This window comes from Salegentibacter holothuriorum, assembly GCF_900168045.1.
Lineage (GTDB): Bacteria > Bacteroidota > Bacteroidia > Flavobacteriales > Flavobacteriaceae > Salegentibacter > Salegentibacter holothuriorum.
The window spans coordinates 40,552-55,929 of sequence record NZ_FUYY01000005.1 but is presented as its reverse complement, the minus strand read 5'-3'; the positions used below and the strand labels follow the sequence as shown (position 1 = coordinate 55,929).

The 15,378-nt window shown below is 36.6% G+C and carries 10 protein-coding genes; all 10 read left to right on the top strand.

The window, feature by feature from the left end; all coding sequences use genetic code 11:
* Nucleotides 1-19 precede the first annotated feature (19 nt).
* The 10 genes from B5X51_RS12100 to B5X51_RS12055 all read left to right on the top strand — a co-directional run bounded on the left by B5X51_RS12100 (nt 20) and on the right by B5X51_RS12055 (nt 13,870).
* Nucleotides 20-1,789 (top strand): DUF4419 domain-containing protein, encoded by a 1,770-nt coding sequence (locus tag B5X51_RS12100; protein ID WP_079721450.1) that lies wholly within the window; start codon nt 20-22, stop codon nt 1,787-1,789.
* A gap of 44 nt (nt 1,790-1,833) precedes the next feature.
* Nucleotides 1,834-2,247 (top strand): hypothetical protein, encoded by a 414-nt coding sequence (locus B5X51_RS12095; RefSeq protein ID WP_079721449.1) that lies wholly within the window; start codon nt 1,834-1,836, stop codon nt 2,245-2,247.
* Between the two features lie 239 nt (nt 2,248-2,486).
* Nucleotides 2,487-2,882 (top strand): endonuclease domain-containing protein, encoded by a 396-nt coding sequence (locus tag B5X51_RS12090; protein ID WP_245828746.1) that lies wholly within the window; start codon nt 2,487-2,489, stop codon nt 2,880-2,882.
* Between the two features lie 139 nt (nt 2,883-3,021).
* Nucleotides 3,022-4,536, top strand: a complete 1,515-nt coding sequence (locus tag B5X51_RS12085) for a TlpA family protein disulfide reductase (protein WP_079721448.1) — start codon at nt 3,022-3,024, stop codon at nt 4,534-4,536.
* Nucleotides 4,537-4,863: 327 nt separating this feature from the next.
* Nucleotides 4,864-6,759, top strand: coding sequence for a sensor histidine kinase (locus tag B5X51_RS12080; RefSeq protein ID WP_079721447.1), 1,896 nt, complete (start codon nt 4,864-4,866; stop codon nt 6,757-6,759).
* Nucleotides 6,752-7,513: a LytR/AlgR family response regulator transcription factor gene (locus B5X51_RS12075; RefSeq protein ID WP_079721446.1), complete on the top strand. Its 762-nt coding sequence runs from the start codon at nt 6,752-6,754 to the stop codon at nt 7,511-7,513. The genes B5X51_RS12080 and B5X51_RS12075 overlap by 8 nt, the downstream gene beginning before the upstream one ends.
* Nucleotides 7,514-7,647: 134 nt before the next feature.
* Nucleotides 7,648-9,489 carry a sensor histidine kinase gene (locus B5X51_RS12070; RefSeq protein ID WP_079721445.1) on the top strand — a complete coding sequence of 614 codons (1,842 nt, stop codon included), beginning with the start codon at nt 7,648-7,650 and terminating at the stop codon, nt 9,487-9,489.
* 8 nt (nt 9,490-9,497) lie between these two features.
* A complete protein-coding gene (locus B5X51_RS12065; protein WP_079721444.1) occupies nt 9,498-10,259 on the top strand; it encodes a LytR/AlgR family response regulator transcription factor in 762 nt (253 codons plus the stop codon).
* Nucleotides 10,260-10,343: 84 nt separating this feature from the next.
* Nucleotides 10,344-11,603, top strand: coding sequence for a TlpA disulfide reductase family protein (locus B5X51_RS12060; RefSeq protein ID WP_079721443.1), 1,260 nt, complete (start codon nt 10,344-10,346; stop codon nt 11,601-11,603).
* A 56-nt stretch (nt 11,604-11,659) separates the two neighbouring features.
* Entirely contained in the window at nt 11,660-13,870 is a 2,211-nt protein-coding gene (locus B5X51_RS12055) for a hypothetical protein (protein WP_079721442.1), read from the top strand.
* Nucleotides 13,871-15,378: the final 1,508 nt, after the last annotated feature.

Below are 15,378 nucleotides of genomic sequence, written 5' to 3'. Positions count from 1 at the left end.
AAACAAAAAACCCGACAACATGAAGCACCTCATAAAAATCTTGTTGATCTACTTTCCGCTTACACTCTTTGCACAAGAAGGGATAACTTTTGAGGTAGAAGAGCTGTCAAAACCAGATAAGCTATTGCGGGTACAATCTTATAATAGAATTTATAAGAATCTAATCCTAAAAGATGCAGACCTTCGCAATTGGGACCTGGAAAAGCACTCAATTGATTTCGATTACCAAATCGTGGCAAAAAGTGCCGCACCGGACAGCCTGGTGAATTATGGTTACAATTCTTTTTTTAATGGCATGTACGCTGCCTATGCAGACCACCGACCTTTTGTGTTGTCGCCAGATATGGTTTGGTTACTGATTAGCCAGGGATTTGCACGGCACGTCAATGCCAATCCTGAACTCTTAAGGAAACACTTTGTTGACTTTTCGGGGAAACTTAGCCTGGTAGTAGAATCAGAAGATGGCCTGACCTCAGATGCAAAAAAATGGGAAGCTGTTTTTCCCAAATTTACTTCACAAATAGCCGAACATACCGGGGAAGAACTCATCAGTATCCTGACATCAGATTTTTCAACTACTACACCGATTGAAAAAGTAGCTTCTGAAATCACCATCATGGAAGCTATGGAACCATACTTTGAATTTGTGCACATGCTCGTGGTATGCGGTATTCCTAAAATCACTTTAGAAGGAACTCCTGAAGATTGGCAAAAAATACTTGATAAGACCAGAAAGCTAGAAGAATACAATTTAAAATGGTGGACCGGGGAACTTGAACCTCTGCTTCAGGAATTTGTAAGAGCTTCAAATGGGGATGTAGACAAAGACTTCTGGAGAAATATGTTTAAGTATCACTCCCAGGAAAAATACGGTGCTCCAAATATTATTGATGGTTGGATTGTGAAATTCTTTCCTTACGACAAAGATGGGAAACGAAACAACTTAAAAGAGTTGGAAGGCGGCGCAAGCTTACCCGAAGAAATGGTAAAAGTCGATTTAAAATTTATAGAAGTGAATGGTGGCCACACAGAAGAAACCATGTTGGAATTGTGGGGCGGCTTCATAGGCCTGGAGCAAAACCCGGAGACCTTTGCGCTCACGCCAAAGATCAGTTGGATGATCAGGAAAAAAGATGTTGACCATGAGGGATTACAGCAAAAGTTAGCTCTGCAGAATATCCCCACAGAGGTTAGAGGTTCAGGGATCAATCTAAGGATTATTGAAGTACCGGAAATTTTAAAAAAATTCGATGAAATATATACTTTAAGCCTGGAATTCAAAGAAGAAGTGCATATTCCAGGTTGGCTTAAAGATATTCGAATAGGCCATTTGAAGATAAAAGGTACAATATCAACATCCGAAAAAGATAAAATACTACAATGGTTTCCACAAACTAAAGTGGAGATCAATGAACAGATAAACGGAAAAAAAGTCAATAAGGGAATTACCGTTATATCGTTTAAAGTATCCAAAAAATCAGAGAAAAATGACGCTGTTGTAGAACATGAAATAGAAAACAGTACAACAGCTTCTCCGAAAGACTACAAAATTATAACTAACGGCTGGATCTCTGTAAGAGATACAATTCCTGAAAGCCTTAAAAATCTAGGTGAAATTTGGGTTTTAGAGGTTTTCAATATTAATAAAATAATAATTCCAGATTGGTTAAAGAATTTAAAAATAGAAAACCTCTCATTTGTCAATAAAATCTCCTCCAAAAACATAAAAAAACTTAAAAACCTTTTACCGGAAACAAAAATTTATGTCGCCCGTGTTCGAGTGCCATGATAGATGGTAACACCCTTTAATTTATAATAACTTAAACCTTAATTATGCAAAAACAATCTTTTGACCTTCAAGCCAACCTCCTCCAGGCGCAATTCCCAACAATGTTCAAAGACTTTGTTTTTATCCTCTTATTGTTTTTTGCCTTTTTGATTCTTATCAACTTGTTTAAAAACATTTTTGTAAGTCCAAAACAAACCCCGCCAAAAGATTATATCGTGTTACTTCTTATTATTCTAAACAAAATCTTCCTTTTTGGCGGGATTGGCTTTATTGTAGCCAACATTATTAAAAATAGTTTTGAAGAAATTAGCTCTAATGATGGTGCGAAATTTAACTTTTTAAGTGTCTGGGAAGAAATGGCGTTTGGGATTATTCTCTTGTTCGTGGGTATCGGACTCAACAAAGCACGGAAAATTATTCTTGACCAATCTAGCGCAATAAATACTAGGGAACAATAGTAAAAAATGCAGTTCATTCCTTATAGGTGCAGTTCAGCGGAAAAGACTTTGTTATATGCTTAACAGTGGGTTTATTTATAAAATAAAATTAAGTTAAAGCTGAAATGAGCTATCAACAGCAATTTTGTGTTTAATGCGAAAACCCTAAAAAGGGACTTTTAAACCGAACTTCCAAAACCTCCCCCTTTAGGGGGACCGAGGGGGTAAACAAGGAACCAAGGGGGTAAAACCAATAACCAATGGAATCAAAGAATAATTTATACCACGATGACAGTATGTTTAAAGGAGCAACGCCGTCGATTTTTCAGAAAGCAAGGCATTTGAGAAAAAATACTACCCCGGCCGAAAAGAAGCTATGGAATGAATTGAGGAACAAGAAATTAAACGGTTATAAATTCAGAAAACAACATCCCATTCATCTTTTTATAGTTGATTTCTATTGTCATGAATTGGGATTAATTATTGAAGTTGATGGCAAATACCACGATAAGACAGAACAAATAAAAAAAGATCAAGAACGAACGGAACTTTTGAAATTTCAAAATCTAAAATTAATACGGTTTACAAATGATGAGGTCATAAATAAATTACACAATGTACTCGAAGAAATAAAAAGGCTAATAAATAACCCCTAAATCAAAAACCCCTAAATCCCCTAAAGGGGACTTATAAACTGAACTTCCAAAACCTCCCCTTTTAGGGCGATCGAGGGGGTAAACAAGAAACTAAGGGGTAAAACCAATAATCAAAAATTAAGCCTCTAAAAATCAACTTATGAAAAAACTAATACTCCTGGTATTGCTCATTTCCATCTCCTGTAAAAAAGAGAAGTCAAAGAATACCTACAGCTACGACAATCCAAAGACCGTTACTTTAACCGGTAAAATCTCCAATTTTGATCCAGCAGATCCCAATATTACCTTTGCCGTAAACCGGGTCGGCGTAAAACGAATAGCTCTCGATTCTAAAATTGATAGTACCGGGCATTTTTCAACGTCTTTTAAAAGCTATACCCCGACTGATGTATGGGTGAACCCTGGTATGAATTTTCTGGTTTTAACACATCCTGGGGATAGTATTCATATGAGTTTTGATGCAAAAACCCCTGAGAGGGTTCCAATTTTAAAATCAATACAGTTTTCTGGCGATGCTGTTGCGACCAATCAAGACGCCGCGCATTTTCAGGAAATGTATTTTTCAAATGAAATTTATACCGATTGGGATGCCAAGAAGAATTCCAAAAAAGAATATGGAGTCGATGACTATCAGAAGTATCTCGATACTTTACAGCAGAAGAGTACTGATTTATTGCGCAGATTTGCCGAGAAATATTCGCCCAATGAAGAAACCCTACTCTGGGCAAAAACCTATATCGAGCAAGATTATTACAACGCCTTATATTTTTATCCCCAGGCACACCGCGTGTCAAACAACCTGCCAATAACATGGGATGTTCCCGAAACCTACTATGATTCTTTAAAAAAGCGTCTCCCCATTACCAAACCTATGTTACTGAGTGGCTATGCCTTAATGAATTTTGTGAACCGGTATCATTATGGTTATGCCAGCACCAAGACCTGGAATGAAAAATCAAATGAGAAATACCGTACCAAATTCGGCATGGCCGGAGGCGCAAAAGAGCTGGATTCCGTCAAAATATATGGCATTATAAAACACACCCAAGACAGTTTATTGCGGCAACTGGTATTGGCCGAGGTATTCAGACAGGAATTTGAAGAAGCGGAGATAGGACTTTATGAAAGATATAGGGATCTGGTCGATGTGCACATTACCGAAGCTTTTATAGCCGAACCGCTGGAAGAACATTATAAAGAAACCAAGCAGCGTATAGCGTCCCCTAAGCTGGCGACCGAAGCCCTATTAAAAGAAACAGCGGGGACTTCAGTGGATAAATTAATCGAAGACCTCCTGGCCACCCATAAGGGCAAAGTTATTTATGCGGATACCTGGGCACCCTGGTGTGCCCCTTGCCTGGGAGAATTCCCGAATTCTAAAAAACTCATGGAAGAAATGGAAGGCCAAGATGTTGTCTTTATTTATTTCTGTGTCCAATCCAATAAAAAAGCTTATAAAGCCACGTTAGACAAGTATCAATTGGCCGGAGAACATTATTTTCTGGATCAAAATCAAAGTCGGGATTTTATGGCTGCTTTTGGAATTAGTGGGATCCCTTATTATTTATTAATCGATAAGGAGGGGACTATTGTAGAACAAGGATCGCATCTTCGGCCTTACGTTGCAAAAGCAAAAATCGAAAAATTGCTGTAATTGGTCCAACTATAGCTAATGAGTTCAATGAACTCGTTTAAACTTTTTCCATTGGCTAAAAAATTGCTCTTTTATGCCCATTTTTCGTCTTTTTATCCTTCCATAGCGATGCTATGCAAGTCAAAAAAGCTTTCAAATGAACAAAAAATTGCTAATTTTCGCTTCAAAGCGAAAAGTTTAAATGAGTTCAATAACAGGAATGGCTTCAACCAAACTTAGCAACCTAAAAATGCAGTTCACTCTCCATAGGTGCAGTTCAACCGAAACTGGTTTTGTAGATGAAACGATTCCCATTCTTTTGTGGTATAGATTTTTAAAGATATCACGATGAAAAAGCTCATAGCACTTATTCTTATTTTAATTATCACACCATTTTTGGTTAGTTCTGAGAAAGCCTTAGTTACAGAAGCACTAGAAATAAGCAAGCATAATACAATGATTCCTGAAACTGCCAATTGGGAATACGTAAAAGATAGGATATTTGACGGAGAGACTTCGTTTTTCGGAAGATTGGAAGGGCCTATTTCCATTACTTTAGAGGAAGCGACTAAAGAAGATAGTTTATTGCTCGAAGAAACGATTTCAGATATTAGAGAAATATTGCCGAACAAGGAAATTCGTATTTTAAAGCCTTCCAGTAAAATTACTGAGCCTTGGATACATATCCGCTTTATTTCTGAATCAATTTATACTAATCCTAACAAGCAGATTATAGATTTAGCAAATGGACATTTTTTAGAGATACCTTGGAACGTCAGGAAGGGCAACAAGTTGGAAATACGTCCTTACATGAAAGTTTATCTTCCTGAGGAACGCTCTTATGTTATTAATAGCCACGAAGTAAGGAAGAAATCTTTAAAAGCAGGGTTATTAAGGAAATTAGTTTTTCTCCAAAATGATTCGGAGGTGGAAGGAAGATCTTTATTCCGTAACAAAAAGATAACCAGCTTAGATTTCTTTATTAAAGATAGAGACAAATTTTTATTACAGAAACTGTATTCAGATGATTTTTTAACTCAATTTGAAGATTATTTATACACTTATTATCCCTGGCGGTATGCCTATTCTTTTTTGAGTAAAGAGAAAATGAAGATGTTGGCTATCAGCACAGTTACAGCAATTGGAATCATAGTATTTATTCTCCTATTTAGTCTTTATAGAAATAGAAAATTTAAACATGATTACTTCAATTACCTGTTTCCAATGGTATTCATAGCATTTCATCTTATTAATCTTAAATGGATTTATGAATATTTAACGGTATTCAATAGTTCAATTACTTGGAGTGGAGATATCATGTTTAGTTTAATATTTATTGGTCCTTTAGCAATTATTAGTGCAACACTACTTTATTTTTTAGAAAGAATATTCATAAAAAAAAGTTTTGACTTTTCTTATAAACTCATACTAAAAATAACATTCACTTTTATCGCACTTCACTTGCCTTTATTAATTTTTATGTATTTGTTGAATGATAAAGTAACTCTAAAAGATGTAAATTTTTTAGAATTTTACTTCCCTTGGTTTATCATTTCAATATTCCTGTCATTGGGTAGAGGCATCCTAATCTACCTAAACCACTTTTCAGAATCCCTCGTCAAACAAAAAGACGTTGAGTTAAGCCGCCTTAAAGAACTCAATGCCCAATCGGAGTTAAAATTGTTGCAGTCGCATATCAACCCGCATTTTTTATACAATGCATTAAATTCTATTGCAGGTTTGGCCAAAGACGATGCCGATAAAACAGAAAAAATGGCCCTGTCCCTGTCCGATTTGTTTCGGTATTCCATCAATAAAAAAGGCGAAAAAATGAGCACGGTCGCCGAAGAAGTAGCCCTGGTGGAAAACTATCTGGAGATTGAAAAAATACGTTTCGGGGAGCGCTTAAAATTCACGCTCAAGGTTGACGAAGTGGCAAAAGAAGAGAAAATCCCCATGTTCATGCTTCAACCTTTGGTGGAAAATGCGATTAAACACGGCATTTCCAAAATCGGCGGTGAAGCCAGGGTAGGTTTAAACATCAAAAAAGAAAAGGAAACGCTTTTAATAAGCGTAAGCGATAATGGCCCCGATTTTCCGGAAGGCCTGGTAAGCGGCCACGGCTTGCAAACGGTTTATGACCTACTGCGGTTAAGCTATGGCAAAAATGCGTCCTTAAGTTGGAAAAACAGCCCTAAAAAACAAATCCTGATCGATATTAAAAAAAATAACGCCCATGACTAGAATATATAAGACCCTGGTTATCGACGACGAGCCGCCGGCAAGAAAACGATTACTCAATTTACTGGAGAATTTCACCGATACCTTTGAAGTGATAGGCGTTGCCGAAAACGGTTTGATGGCCAAAGAAAAAATCGAAAGCTTAAAACCAGACCTTATTTTCCTGGATATTGAAATGCCGGAATTAACCGGTTTTGAGCTGCTGGAAACCTTGACGTATATCCCCATCGTGATTTTTTGTACCGCTTACGATCAATATTCTTTACAAGCTTTTGAAACCAATAGCATCGATTACCTGGTAAAACCGGTGCGCCTGGAGCGCTTGCAGCAATCGGTAAATAAGTTAAAGCAATTCAGCAAAACCATTCCAAATCAAAATATTCTTGGCTTGTTAAAAGAGCTATCCGCTAAGAGCGAAAAGCACGCGATGACTTCCATCACGGTTAAAAAAGACGACAAACTTGTTTTTATAAAACTGGAGGAAGTGAGTCACTTTAGCGCAGAAGAACGTTATGTCGCGGTACACGCCAAAGAGGGCGTTTTTTTAACCGAAGAACCCTTATCCCAATTGGAACAAAAATTACCCCCTAATTTTTTAAGGGTGCATCGCGCAGCAATCATAAATAAGGATGAAGTAAAGGACGTACAAAAATATTTTAACAGCCGGTATGTCATCACCTTACAAGATAAAAAAGGAACGAAAATAACTACAGGTAGAAGTTATAAGGAAATGATTAAAACCTGGGTGGATGTGTGATTTACCATGAATCTAGCATATTTGGAAATTCTTAATGCAGTTAATTCCGATTATATGCAGTTTGTCAGAAAAAGGTTTCAGCGCAATGACTTTTCCGGTTTCTTTGGAATAAAGGAATCATTAGAATTATCGTTATGAAGAAAATATTACTATCCCTTATACTCTTATCGCTGGTTTCCATTGGTTTTTCCCAAGAAAAGGAAAAATTACCGCTACAACCCTGGAAAGATATTCTTGAAATAAATAGCACGGATACTCCAATTTCAAAATGGGTGAAAGACATCAAAGTAGGTATGGAGGGTAATTATACTAAAGCCGACTCTTTAAATGTGGCCAAAGCTGTAAAAAAGTTGGATAGTATTACCCAAACCATATCTATTAAATTTACCAATAATATAGATGCAAATCTAAGAATCCACTTTTTAGACACGATCGTTAAGGAAGAGGGCAATTCCCTCATTGTAAATATGCATTATGACCGAAATTCTGGCGCTGGTTATGCAGGTGCGGATGTTTATATCTACAGAATTGATAAATCAGATGCTGAAGTTCAAAATACCATAGAATCAAGATTAGCAAAAACACTTGTTTCCGGCTCGTTTTATTACCACATAAGTCAAAGAAAAAGAAACAGTATTTTCAACCCCATAATAGGGCAAAGTAATAGCTCAGTTCCGTTAAACAAAAAGGATATGGCAATTATTGAAGCGGTCTATGGAAAGTATTATGAAGAACGATTAAATATTGCTGAAAAGCAATTTGAATCGGTAGTGAAAAACATTGAAAATGAGAAAATTGATCAGCGAAATAGATCGATATGGTGGGTAAGAAACCCGATCTCAGTCCTTATCCTACCGGGCATTATTTTATTGTTGGTATTTGCCTTTCTGATAAAAAAAATTAATCAGACAATATCTTCTAAAATTGAAAATGACTGGCTTCATTTTGGGGTTATCGTTTTTGTGGCATTGATATTTACCAATGTTTTAATAATACTTTTCGTGTCTTTTTATGACTTTATGACTATCCCAAATATTTATAGATCAGAACCTTTAATTCGAAAAAATACAATAATAAGCACTACCCTTTTGCTATATCTTCTTGTATATCCGTTTTTGTTCTTGCTCCGGTATCTTGAAATAAAGATCAGTAAGAGTTCGCAGCAAAATTTAATAAAGACCAGTTTGATTTTTCTGTCAACAGCTTTTTTACCCTTTCTTATCCTTTTAATAATTCTATATTTTACAAGTGGAATTGACGCAAATCGAGATTATTATAATCTCTCTAAAGCCTTTTTATTTATCATAGCATTTGCCTCAATACGCGCCTTTATAAGCTATTTTATTTTTAAAGAGCGTAGTTTAATCGTGCAAAATGAAATGCAGCTATCTGAATTAAGGGAGTTAAAAACAAAAGCTGAACTCAACTCGCTGCATTCACGTATAAACCCACACTTTCTTTATAACGCTCTCAATTCCATTGCCAGTCTGGCCCATAAAAATGCCGATAAAACAGAGAAAATGGCCTTGTCCTTGTCTGATCTGTTTAAATATACCATCAACCGTAAAGGCAGGAAAGACAGCACTATTGGCGATGAGGTAGAAATGGTCCAAAACTATTTGGAAGTCGAGCAAATTCGTTTTGACGACCGTTTAAATTTCACGATCGACGTAGATAAAACCTTAGAGAACACCAAAATCCCAATGTTCCTTATTCAGCCTTTAATAGAAAATTCGGTAAAGCATGGGATTTCTAAAGTCGAAAACAATGGACAAATAAGGCTAAGCATCCAGAAAAACGAGATTGGATTTACCATTATTGCAGAGGATAATGGCCCCGATTTCCCTGAAGGTTTGGTTAGTGGTCATGGACTGCAAACGGTCTTCGATTTATTGCGCTTAACCTATGGCGATAAAGCCTCCATAAGCTGGAAAAACACACCCACCAAACACATTAAAATCACCATAGAAAACTAGCATAAGCCATGAACCCACCTTATAGGACAATTATTATAGACGATGAACTTTTGGCCCGGGAACGCTTGTTGGAACAAGTGGCACACTTTCCGCAGTACTTTGAAGTTATTGATACTGCAAAAAACGGGACGGAAGCCAAAGAGCAAATAAACCGGTTAAACCCTGATATTATTTTTTTGGATATTGAAATGCCGGGACTTACGGGTTTTGAGTTGTTGGAAGAATTAGACCACATCCCCCTGGTGATTTTTTGCACCGCTTTTGATGAATATGCGTTACAGGCTTTTGAAACCCATAGCATCGATTATTTGGTAAAACCCGTGCGCCTGGAGCGCCTGGAAAAAACCATTGAAAAACTGGACATGTTTCAAGGAAACCATAGCTCCAGGAAATTATTGGAAGCCATTAAAGAAATGGCTACCGAAAAGGATACTAAAATGATGACATCCATTACCGTTAGGAAAGGAGAAAAATTATTTTTCGTAAAATTGGAAGACGTCCATTATTTTGAAGCAGATGCTAAATACTGTAGTGTTCATACCGAAACCGAAACCCATCTCACCGAACTTTCATTATCGCAATTGCAGATGAAACTGCCCCCTTACTTTTTAAGGGTACACAGAAGCTTTATCATTAATACGAATTATGCTGAAAACGTTCAAAAATATTTTAAAAGTAGATATGTAATCACCTTAAGCAATAGAAATAAAACGAAAATAATTTCGGGAAGAAATTATAAGAAAAACATCCAAAACTGGTTAAATATGTAAATAAATTGTTAAATTAGGTTTCAATATAAAAATTTTCCCCATCCATAACCTTATTTCCTTTATAAATAAGCTTAATCCAACTATATGAGATTCATTACAAAAACAACGTTCCTGCTATTCACGGTGTGCTTTCTTAATGCTTCAGCTACAAAAGCCCAATCTTTGGAAATCAACGGAAAAGTGCTTGATACGGCTACAAAATCAATCCTGTTAATCAAGTTAAACCAGGATTGGAGGTTTGATCCCGTGATAGAAATACCGGTAAAAGGTGGAAAATTCACCTATAAAACCGAACTACAACATCCAGAAGCCGTAAACCTCTTTCTTGGAGAAATGAAAGAAAATGGCGGCGGACGTTATACGCCCTTGTTTCTAGAAAATGAAAAAATTGAATTGACCATTTACCCAGAAGAGGATTTTGATAAAAACAAGATAGAAGGCGGGAAGCTTAATGCCGAATATAAAGCGTATAGGGACGAACGTGAATCAAAATTTGGAAGTCAAATAGCTGAATTTACAAATAAGAGGAGGGCGCTTTATAAAAGCGACGAATATCACAGTGAGCAGATGAAAGCAATTTTAACTGAACTGAACGAAGCCGAATCACAAGAAGAGAAAATTGTAATTTATAAAAAAAAGGAACGCCTGGAAGAAAAAGGCTTGGATAAAACGCCGAAGGCAAAAGCATTGGATGATAATGCATATAAGCTTCGAAAAAAAACAAAAAAATACCAACAGGATTATATAGACGAAAACCCCACGATAGTGTCTTACTATTTATTCTTAAAAAGTCTTATTAATCCCATAGAAACACCCGATGTAAATTTGGCTCGGCACAATTACAAAAAGCTCTCTCAGGCCAATCCAAATCATCCTTATAATGACTTGGCTTTAGGGTTGATTGAAGCTATTGATAACATAAAAGTAGGAAAACAATATGTGGATTTTTCAGCTCCCAATTTAGAGGGCAAGCTGGTAAAACTTTCCGACAAAATAGAAGGAAAAGTTGCGCTACTGGATTTATGGGCAACCTGGTGTGGCCCCTGTATTGCCAAAAGCCGAACAATGGTTCCTGTGTACAGCGAGTTCAAGGAGAAAGGATTTACCATAGTGGGAGTTGCCGGGGAATTTCGCGGTACGAATAGGTTGGAAAGCTTCCTTGAAAAAGAAAAATATCCCTGGTTAAATTTAGTGGACCTGGATAGACAGCATAACATTTGGAAAAAATATGGTATTGACAATTCAGGCGGTGCCATGTTTCTAATTGACAAAAACGGGGAGATCCTGGCCAAAAACCCAACGGCAGGTGAAGTACGAGAAGTATTGGCAGCGCGATTGAAATAAAGATTTTCACATCTCCTTTAAAGAAAAACCCACTCCAAACAAAAACCCAACCTAATATGAACAAAACTACCCCTCTTTTAAGAAAAGCAGCAACATGTTTTTTTATACTTTTTGTAAGCCTGGGCATAGCCCAGGACACCAATAGCAGCAAAACAGAACTCCCGGAAACCGTTTTTGGCGAATGGCAGGGGAATACAGGAAATGGCGAATACAATGGACTCCTAATCCATCACGATTTTATAGAATTTGGATATCGACCTTTTATGTACCGGAACATTCGTAAGGAACCTAATGGCATTTTTGCTTTTGAAGCGATGGATAGACAAGAAAACGTTCAGCGTTATGAATTGGAAATTTTGGCAAAAGATTCCATTAAACTAAAAAGGGGCGATGGCAATTTCCAGCTATTTGTAAAACACGAAAATCCCTTGCAAGCCAAACGTGTAACGATGGCAGAAGTACCCGATGAAATCAAAAAAACCTGGTTTACTACCGATGGGGAAAATAATACGGAATTTAAGTTGGAACCGGAACAAATTGTATTCAGGGACAAAGCTTATACTATTGAAGAAGTGGTTCATTTTAGACCTAATGAAACCGGGGAATACCGTTTTATCGTAAAAAACGGGAAAGATTACCGGATGTTCTATTTTAAAAATTGGGACGAGCATTATTTGCAGGTTGGTTTTAATGGTGGTTTTGGGGAATTGTACAAAGCCAATAAAGATTATCCGGACTATAGAATAAATGATATTGAAGAATATTTAGCCTCAAAATTTCCGCAAGAACTAAGGGGGGATTGGTTAAAGGGCGACGGAAGCAATGCATGGGCCTTTAGTTTTTATTACGACTATGCCGTTTTGGATAAAGAGATTTGGGGCTATAAAACTGTAGATAAGAGTAATGGTGCCTATAAAATCATTTTGGAAAACGAAACAGGGAAAACAACGGTTTATGCAAAACAAGGAAAAAACAAAACTGCAAAATTTGGGGACAGTCCACAAACCCTAAAAACCTATACCCTCAATACGCTAAATAAACCGGGGTTTACATTGACCAATGATGTTGTCTACAAAGAAGATGAGCTGTTTAAAATAGACTCCGCCACTTATTCGGGGATTATTAGGGGCTTTAACCCGCAAGGCAAAGAAAAAACGGGTATGGTGTATGTGAACAATGTTTTTACCGGAAACCAGGATTCTTATTTAATTAAAATTCAGGATGATGGCAGTTTTTCGGTAAAATTTCCATCATACCATCCGCAGCAGGTTTATGTGCGGTTCCCCAGTTATAATATATCGGTAATGGTGGAACCGGGAAAAGAAACCTGGCAGTTGATAAACGCCCATAAACCCGAGGGCATATATTTTACAGGAGATTTTGCACAGCTAAATACCGATTTAATGAGTTTGGTGTTTATAAAAAGGGATTTCTCTTTTTATAACAAAGTGTTAAGCCGGGTAGATCAGTTTTCATTAGCAGCGTATAAAAAAGAATGTATTTCTCAATATGATCGTCAGGTAAAAAAACGTGATAGTGTTTTAAAAACCAGGTTTATCAGTGACAAAGCCCTGCAGGTGTTTAATTTAGACCTGGATTATGGCCTTTACGAGTATCTCCTCAGTTACGACATCTATTCAAAAGACAGGAATTCTTCAAAAATTAATAGCGCGTACATGAGTTTCCTGACGCCAAAAATATATGATAATAAATTGGCGGTGGTTTCCAGCGCTTATAAAAGTTTTATCAACCGCCTGAGATTTGTGCCTCCAATGCTGGGCGAAATAAGCGTAGTTCATCCCAATGTACTGGAATTAGCCAAGATTCTTGAATCCAAAAACATAGCGCTCACAAAAGAAGAGAAGGAATTTGTATTTGAGCATAAAAATTTCCGAAAAGAGAACGCTGCTTCCTTAGAAAAACAAGAACAGTTTGGGAAAGAGAACCAGGAGGTTTTAAGAAGCTATAGCTTAAAATTAGGCGAAGTGTTTCAAAAGCTCACCGATGCAGAGAGAGCTGAGGTCTTTGGCGTAGATGGTGTAAACCTAGACCTGCTGCAAGAAATCATGGATAATAAAGATCTGGAAATAGCCTTTACTTCAGAAGAAATTGCCGTTCAAAAAGCACAAAAAAACCTATTGACAGAAGAAGAACAAGACCGTATCACAGCATACTACTCCAATGACTACAGTGCTAAAAATCAAGAATTTACCAAAAACCATAAAGATGTTATAATTGCTTTTGTGCAACGTGTGTTTCTCTTGTAATACACAGATCGGGTTTTGTATCATTTAGTGTTTTGCTTTAGTGCGGATTTTATTCTGTTGGAGTGTTTTTTTTTCCTTTTGGGTCGTTTTTTTTTTCTATTAAGCTATTCCAGCCTTTCGGGGTGCCATTATTTGTTGGTTTCTTCGTTTATTTTTCTGGTGATCAGTATTGAGAGTGATATGCTTACAGCTAAGATTCAGTCCCTTTCATTTTCTATCGGTTTTGTTTCCTTGTAAGTTCGCACCCGCTCCGCTTTTTGTTTTTTTTATGGGTTCTTTTTTTCATGTTTGGGTGGCGTTGTGTTTCTGGCTTTTTGGGTGTGCTGTTGTGCCTCCTGTGTTTGAGGTCTAAAAGAGTTGTGGGGTGTTTATGCTGATTTAGAAGGTCATGGCATTGTTTTTGTATTTCTCTGCTACGCCTCATCGTCTTGTGTTTGTTGTAGTAATTTGTTTTTTTCTGTTAATTGATAGTATTTTAGGTTTTTTTGTTTTTAATGGACTTCTTTGGCTGATAACTTCAAGGTCAGGTTTATGGCACGTTTTACCCTGGTAAACTCTTTTTGGGCGATTTTTGGTTTTTTTTTGCGTCCTGTTTCCTTTGTTTCTGTTTTTAACCGAATGTTTGCGGTGGTGTTTTGGAGCTAGGTTATCGTTTGTGGCCTTTTTGTTTGTCTTTTTTTTGTTTTTTGGTGTATTTGATTTTCGTGTTTAATTTTACGAAACTATATGATTTTTCAGAAGTTGTACCGTTTCTGATCGAATTCCTCTTATCCTTTTTTTTCATTGTTTTTATTTTGAGTGTGCTGTTATTATTATCTTTTTATTTGACTTGTTCGGTTTCGGCTCCCTTGGCTTTCTTATTTGTAATTATAGTTTTGTTTTTTGGCAAGCGTCATGGTCTTGATTCTCGGTTTTGTGTTTCGAGAGGTCTGGTGTTTATGTTCGGGGGTTTGCGTTATCTATTATCCTAGTTGAATTATGATCCTCCACTTTTTCTTTTTTTCTATTTCTATGTGGGTCTTTTTCTGCTGCTTTTACGGGTGTATTCAGTCATGGTGGTATTTTTTTTTTGGTGAGTTTCCTTTTTGCACGTGCATATAGTTGTAAGTGGCTTTGTGTTTTGTGTGGGTGAATTTTTTTGCTTTTTTTACAAAAGTTCTGATGTACTTTTTCTTTCTTTATTTTTTGTACTTTCATCTATTCTTGTTCGATTTGGTGCTGGTTGGGGTTTTTCAGTTGTTTTTGTTGCGTTTTTCTGGCCGTTTGTGTTTTCCTCCCTTTTTTAGATTCTTGTTGTTTTTCTTAGGTATCTGTAAATGCCTCTTTGTTTTTTACTTGCCTTTTTGTATTATTGTCTTGCTGTTTTCTTTTCTGGAGATTTTGCTCTTGGAGTGTTGTTTTTTTTTTCCTAATTTGTTCCTTATCTTGTTTTGTTTTTGATTGTTTTTTTTCAAGTTTTAGTTGTCTTTGGTTTTTTTCTGGGGTCTTTTTTGTCTTTTAACGTTCTT

What these genes read in the sequence shown, in the direction of transcription:
- B5X51_RS12075 (WP_079721446.1), top strand. Translation starts at nt 6,752, where the DNA reads ATGACTAGAATATATAAGACCCTGGTTATCGACGACGAGCCGCCGGCA.
- B5X51_RS12085 (WP_079721448.1), top strand. Translation starts at nt 3,022, where the DNA reads ATGAAAAAACTAATACTCCTGGTATTGCTCATTTCCATCTCCTGTAAA.
- B5X51_RS12100 (WP_079721450.1), top strand. Translation starts at nt 20, where the DNA reads ATGAAGCACCTCATAAAAATCTTGTTGATCTACTTTCCGCTTACACTC.
- B5X51_RS12090 (WP_245828746.1), top strand. Translation starts at nt 2,487, where the DNA reads ATGGAATCAAAGAATAATTTATACCACGATGACAGTATGTTTAAAGGA.
- B5X51_RS12060 (WP_079721443.1), top strand. Translation starts at nt 10,344, where the DNA reads ATGAGATTCATTACAAAAACAACGTTCCTGCTATTCACGGTGTGCTTT.
- B5X51_RS12070 (WP_079721445.1), top strand. Translation starts at nt 7,648, where the DNA reads ATGAAGAAAATATTACTATCCCTTATACTCTTATCGCTGGTTTCCATT.
- B5X51_RS12065 (WP_079721444.1), top strand. Translation starts at nt 9,498, where the DNA reads ATGAACCCACCTTATAGGACAATTATTATAGACGATGAACTTTTGGCC.
- B5X51_RS12055 (WP_079721442.1), top strand. Translation starts at nt 11,660, where the DNA reads ATGAACAAAACTACCCCTCTTTTAAGAAAAGCAGCAACATGTTTTTTT.
- B5X51_RS12080 (WP_079721447.1), top strand. Translation starts at nt 4,864, where the DNA reads ATGAAAAAGCTCATAGCACTTATTCTTATTTTAATTATCACACCATTT.
- B5X51_RS12095 (WP_079721449.1), top strand. Translation starts at nt 1,834, where the DNA reads ATGCAAAAACAATCTTTTGACCTTCAAGCCAACCTCCTCCAGGCGCAA.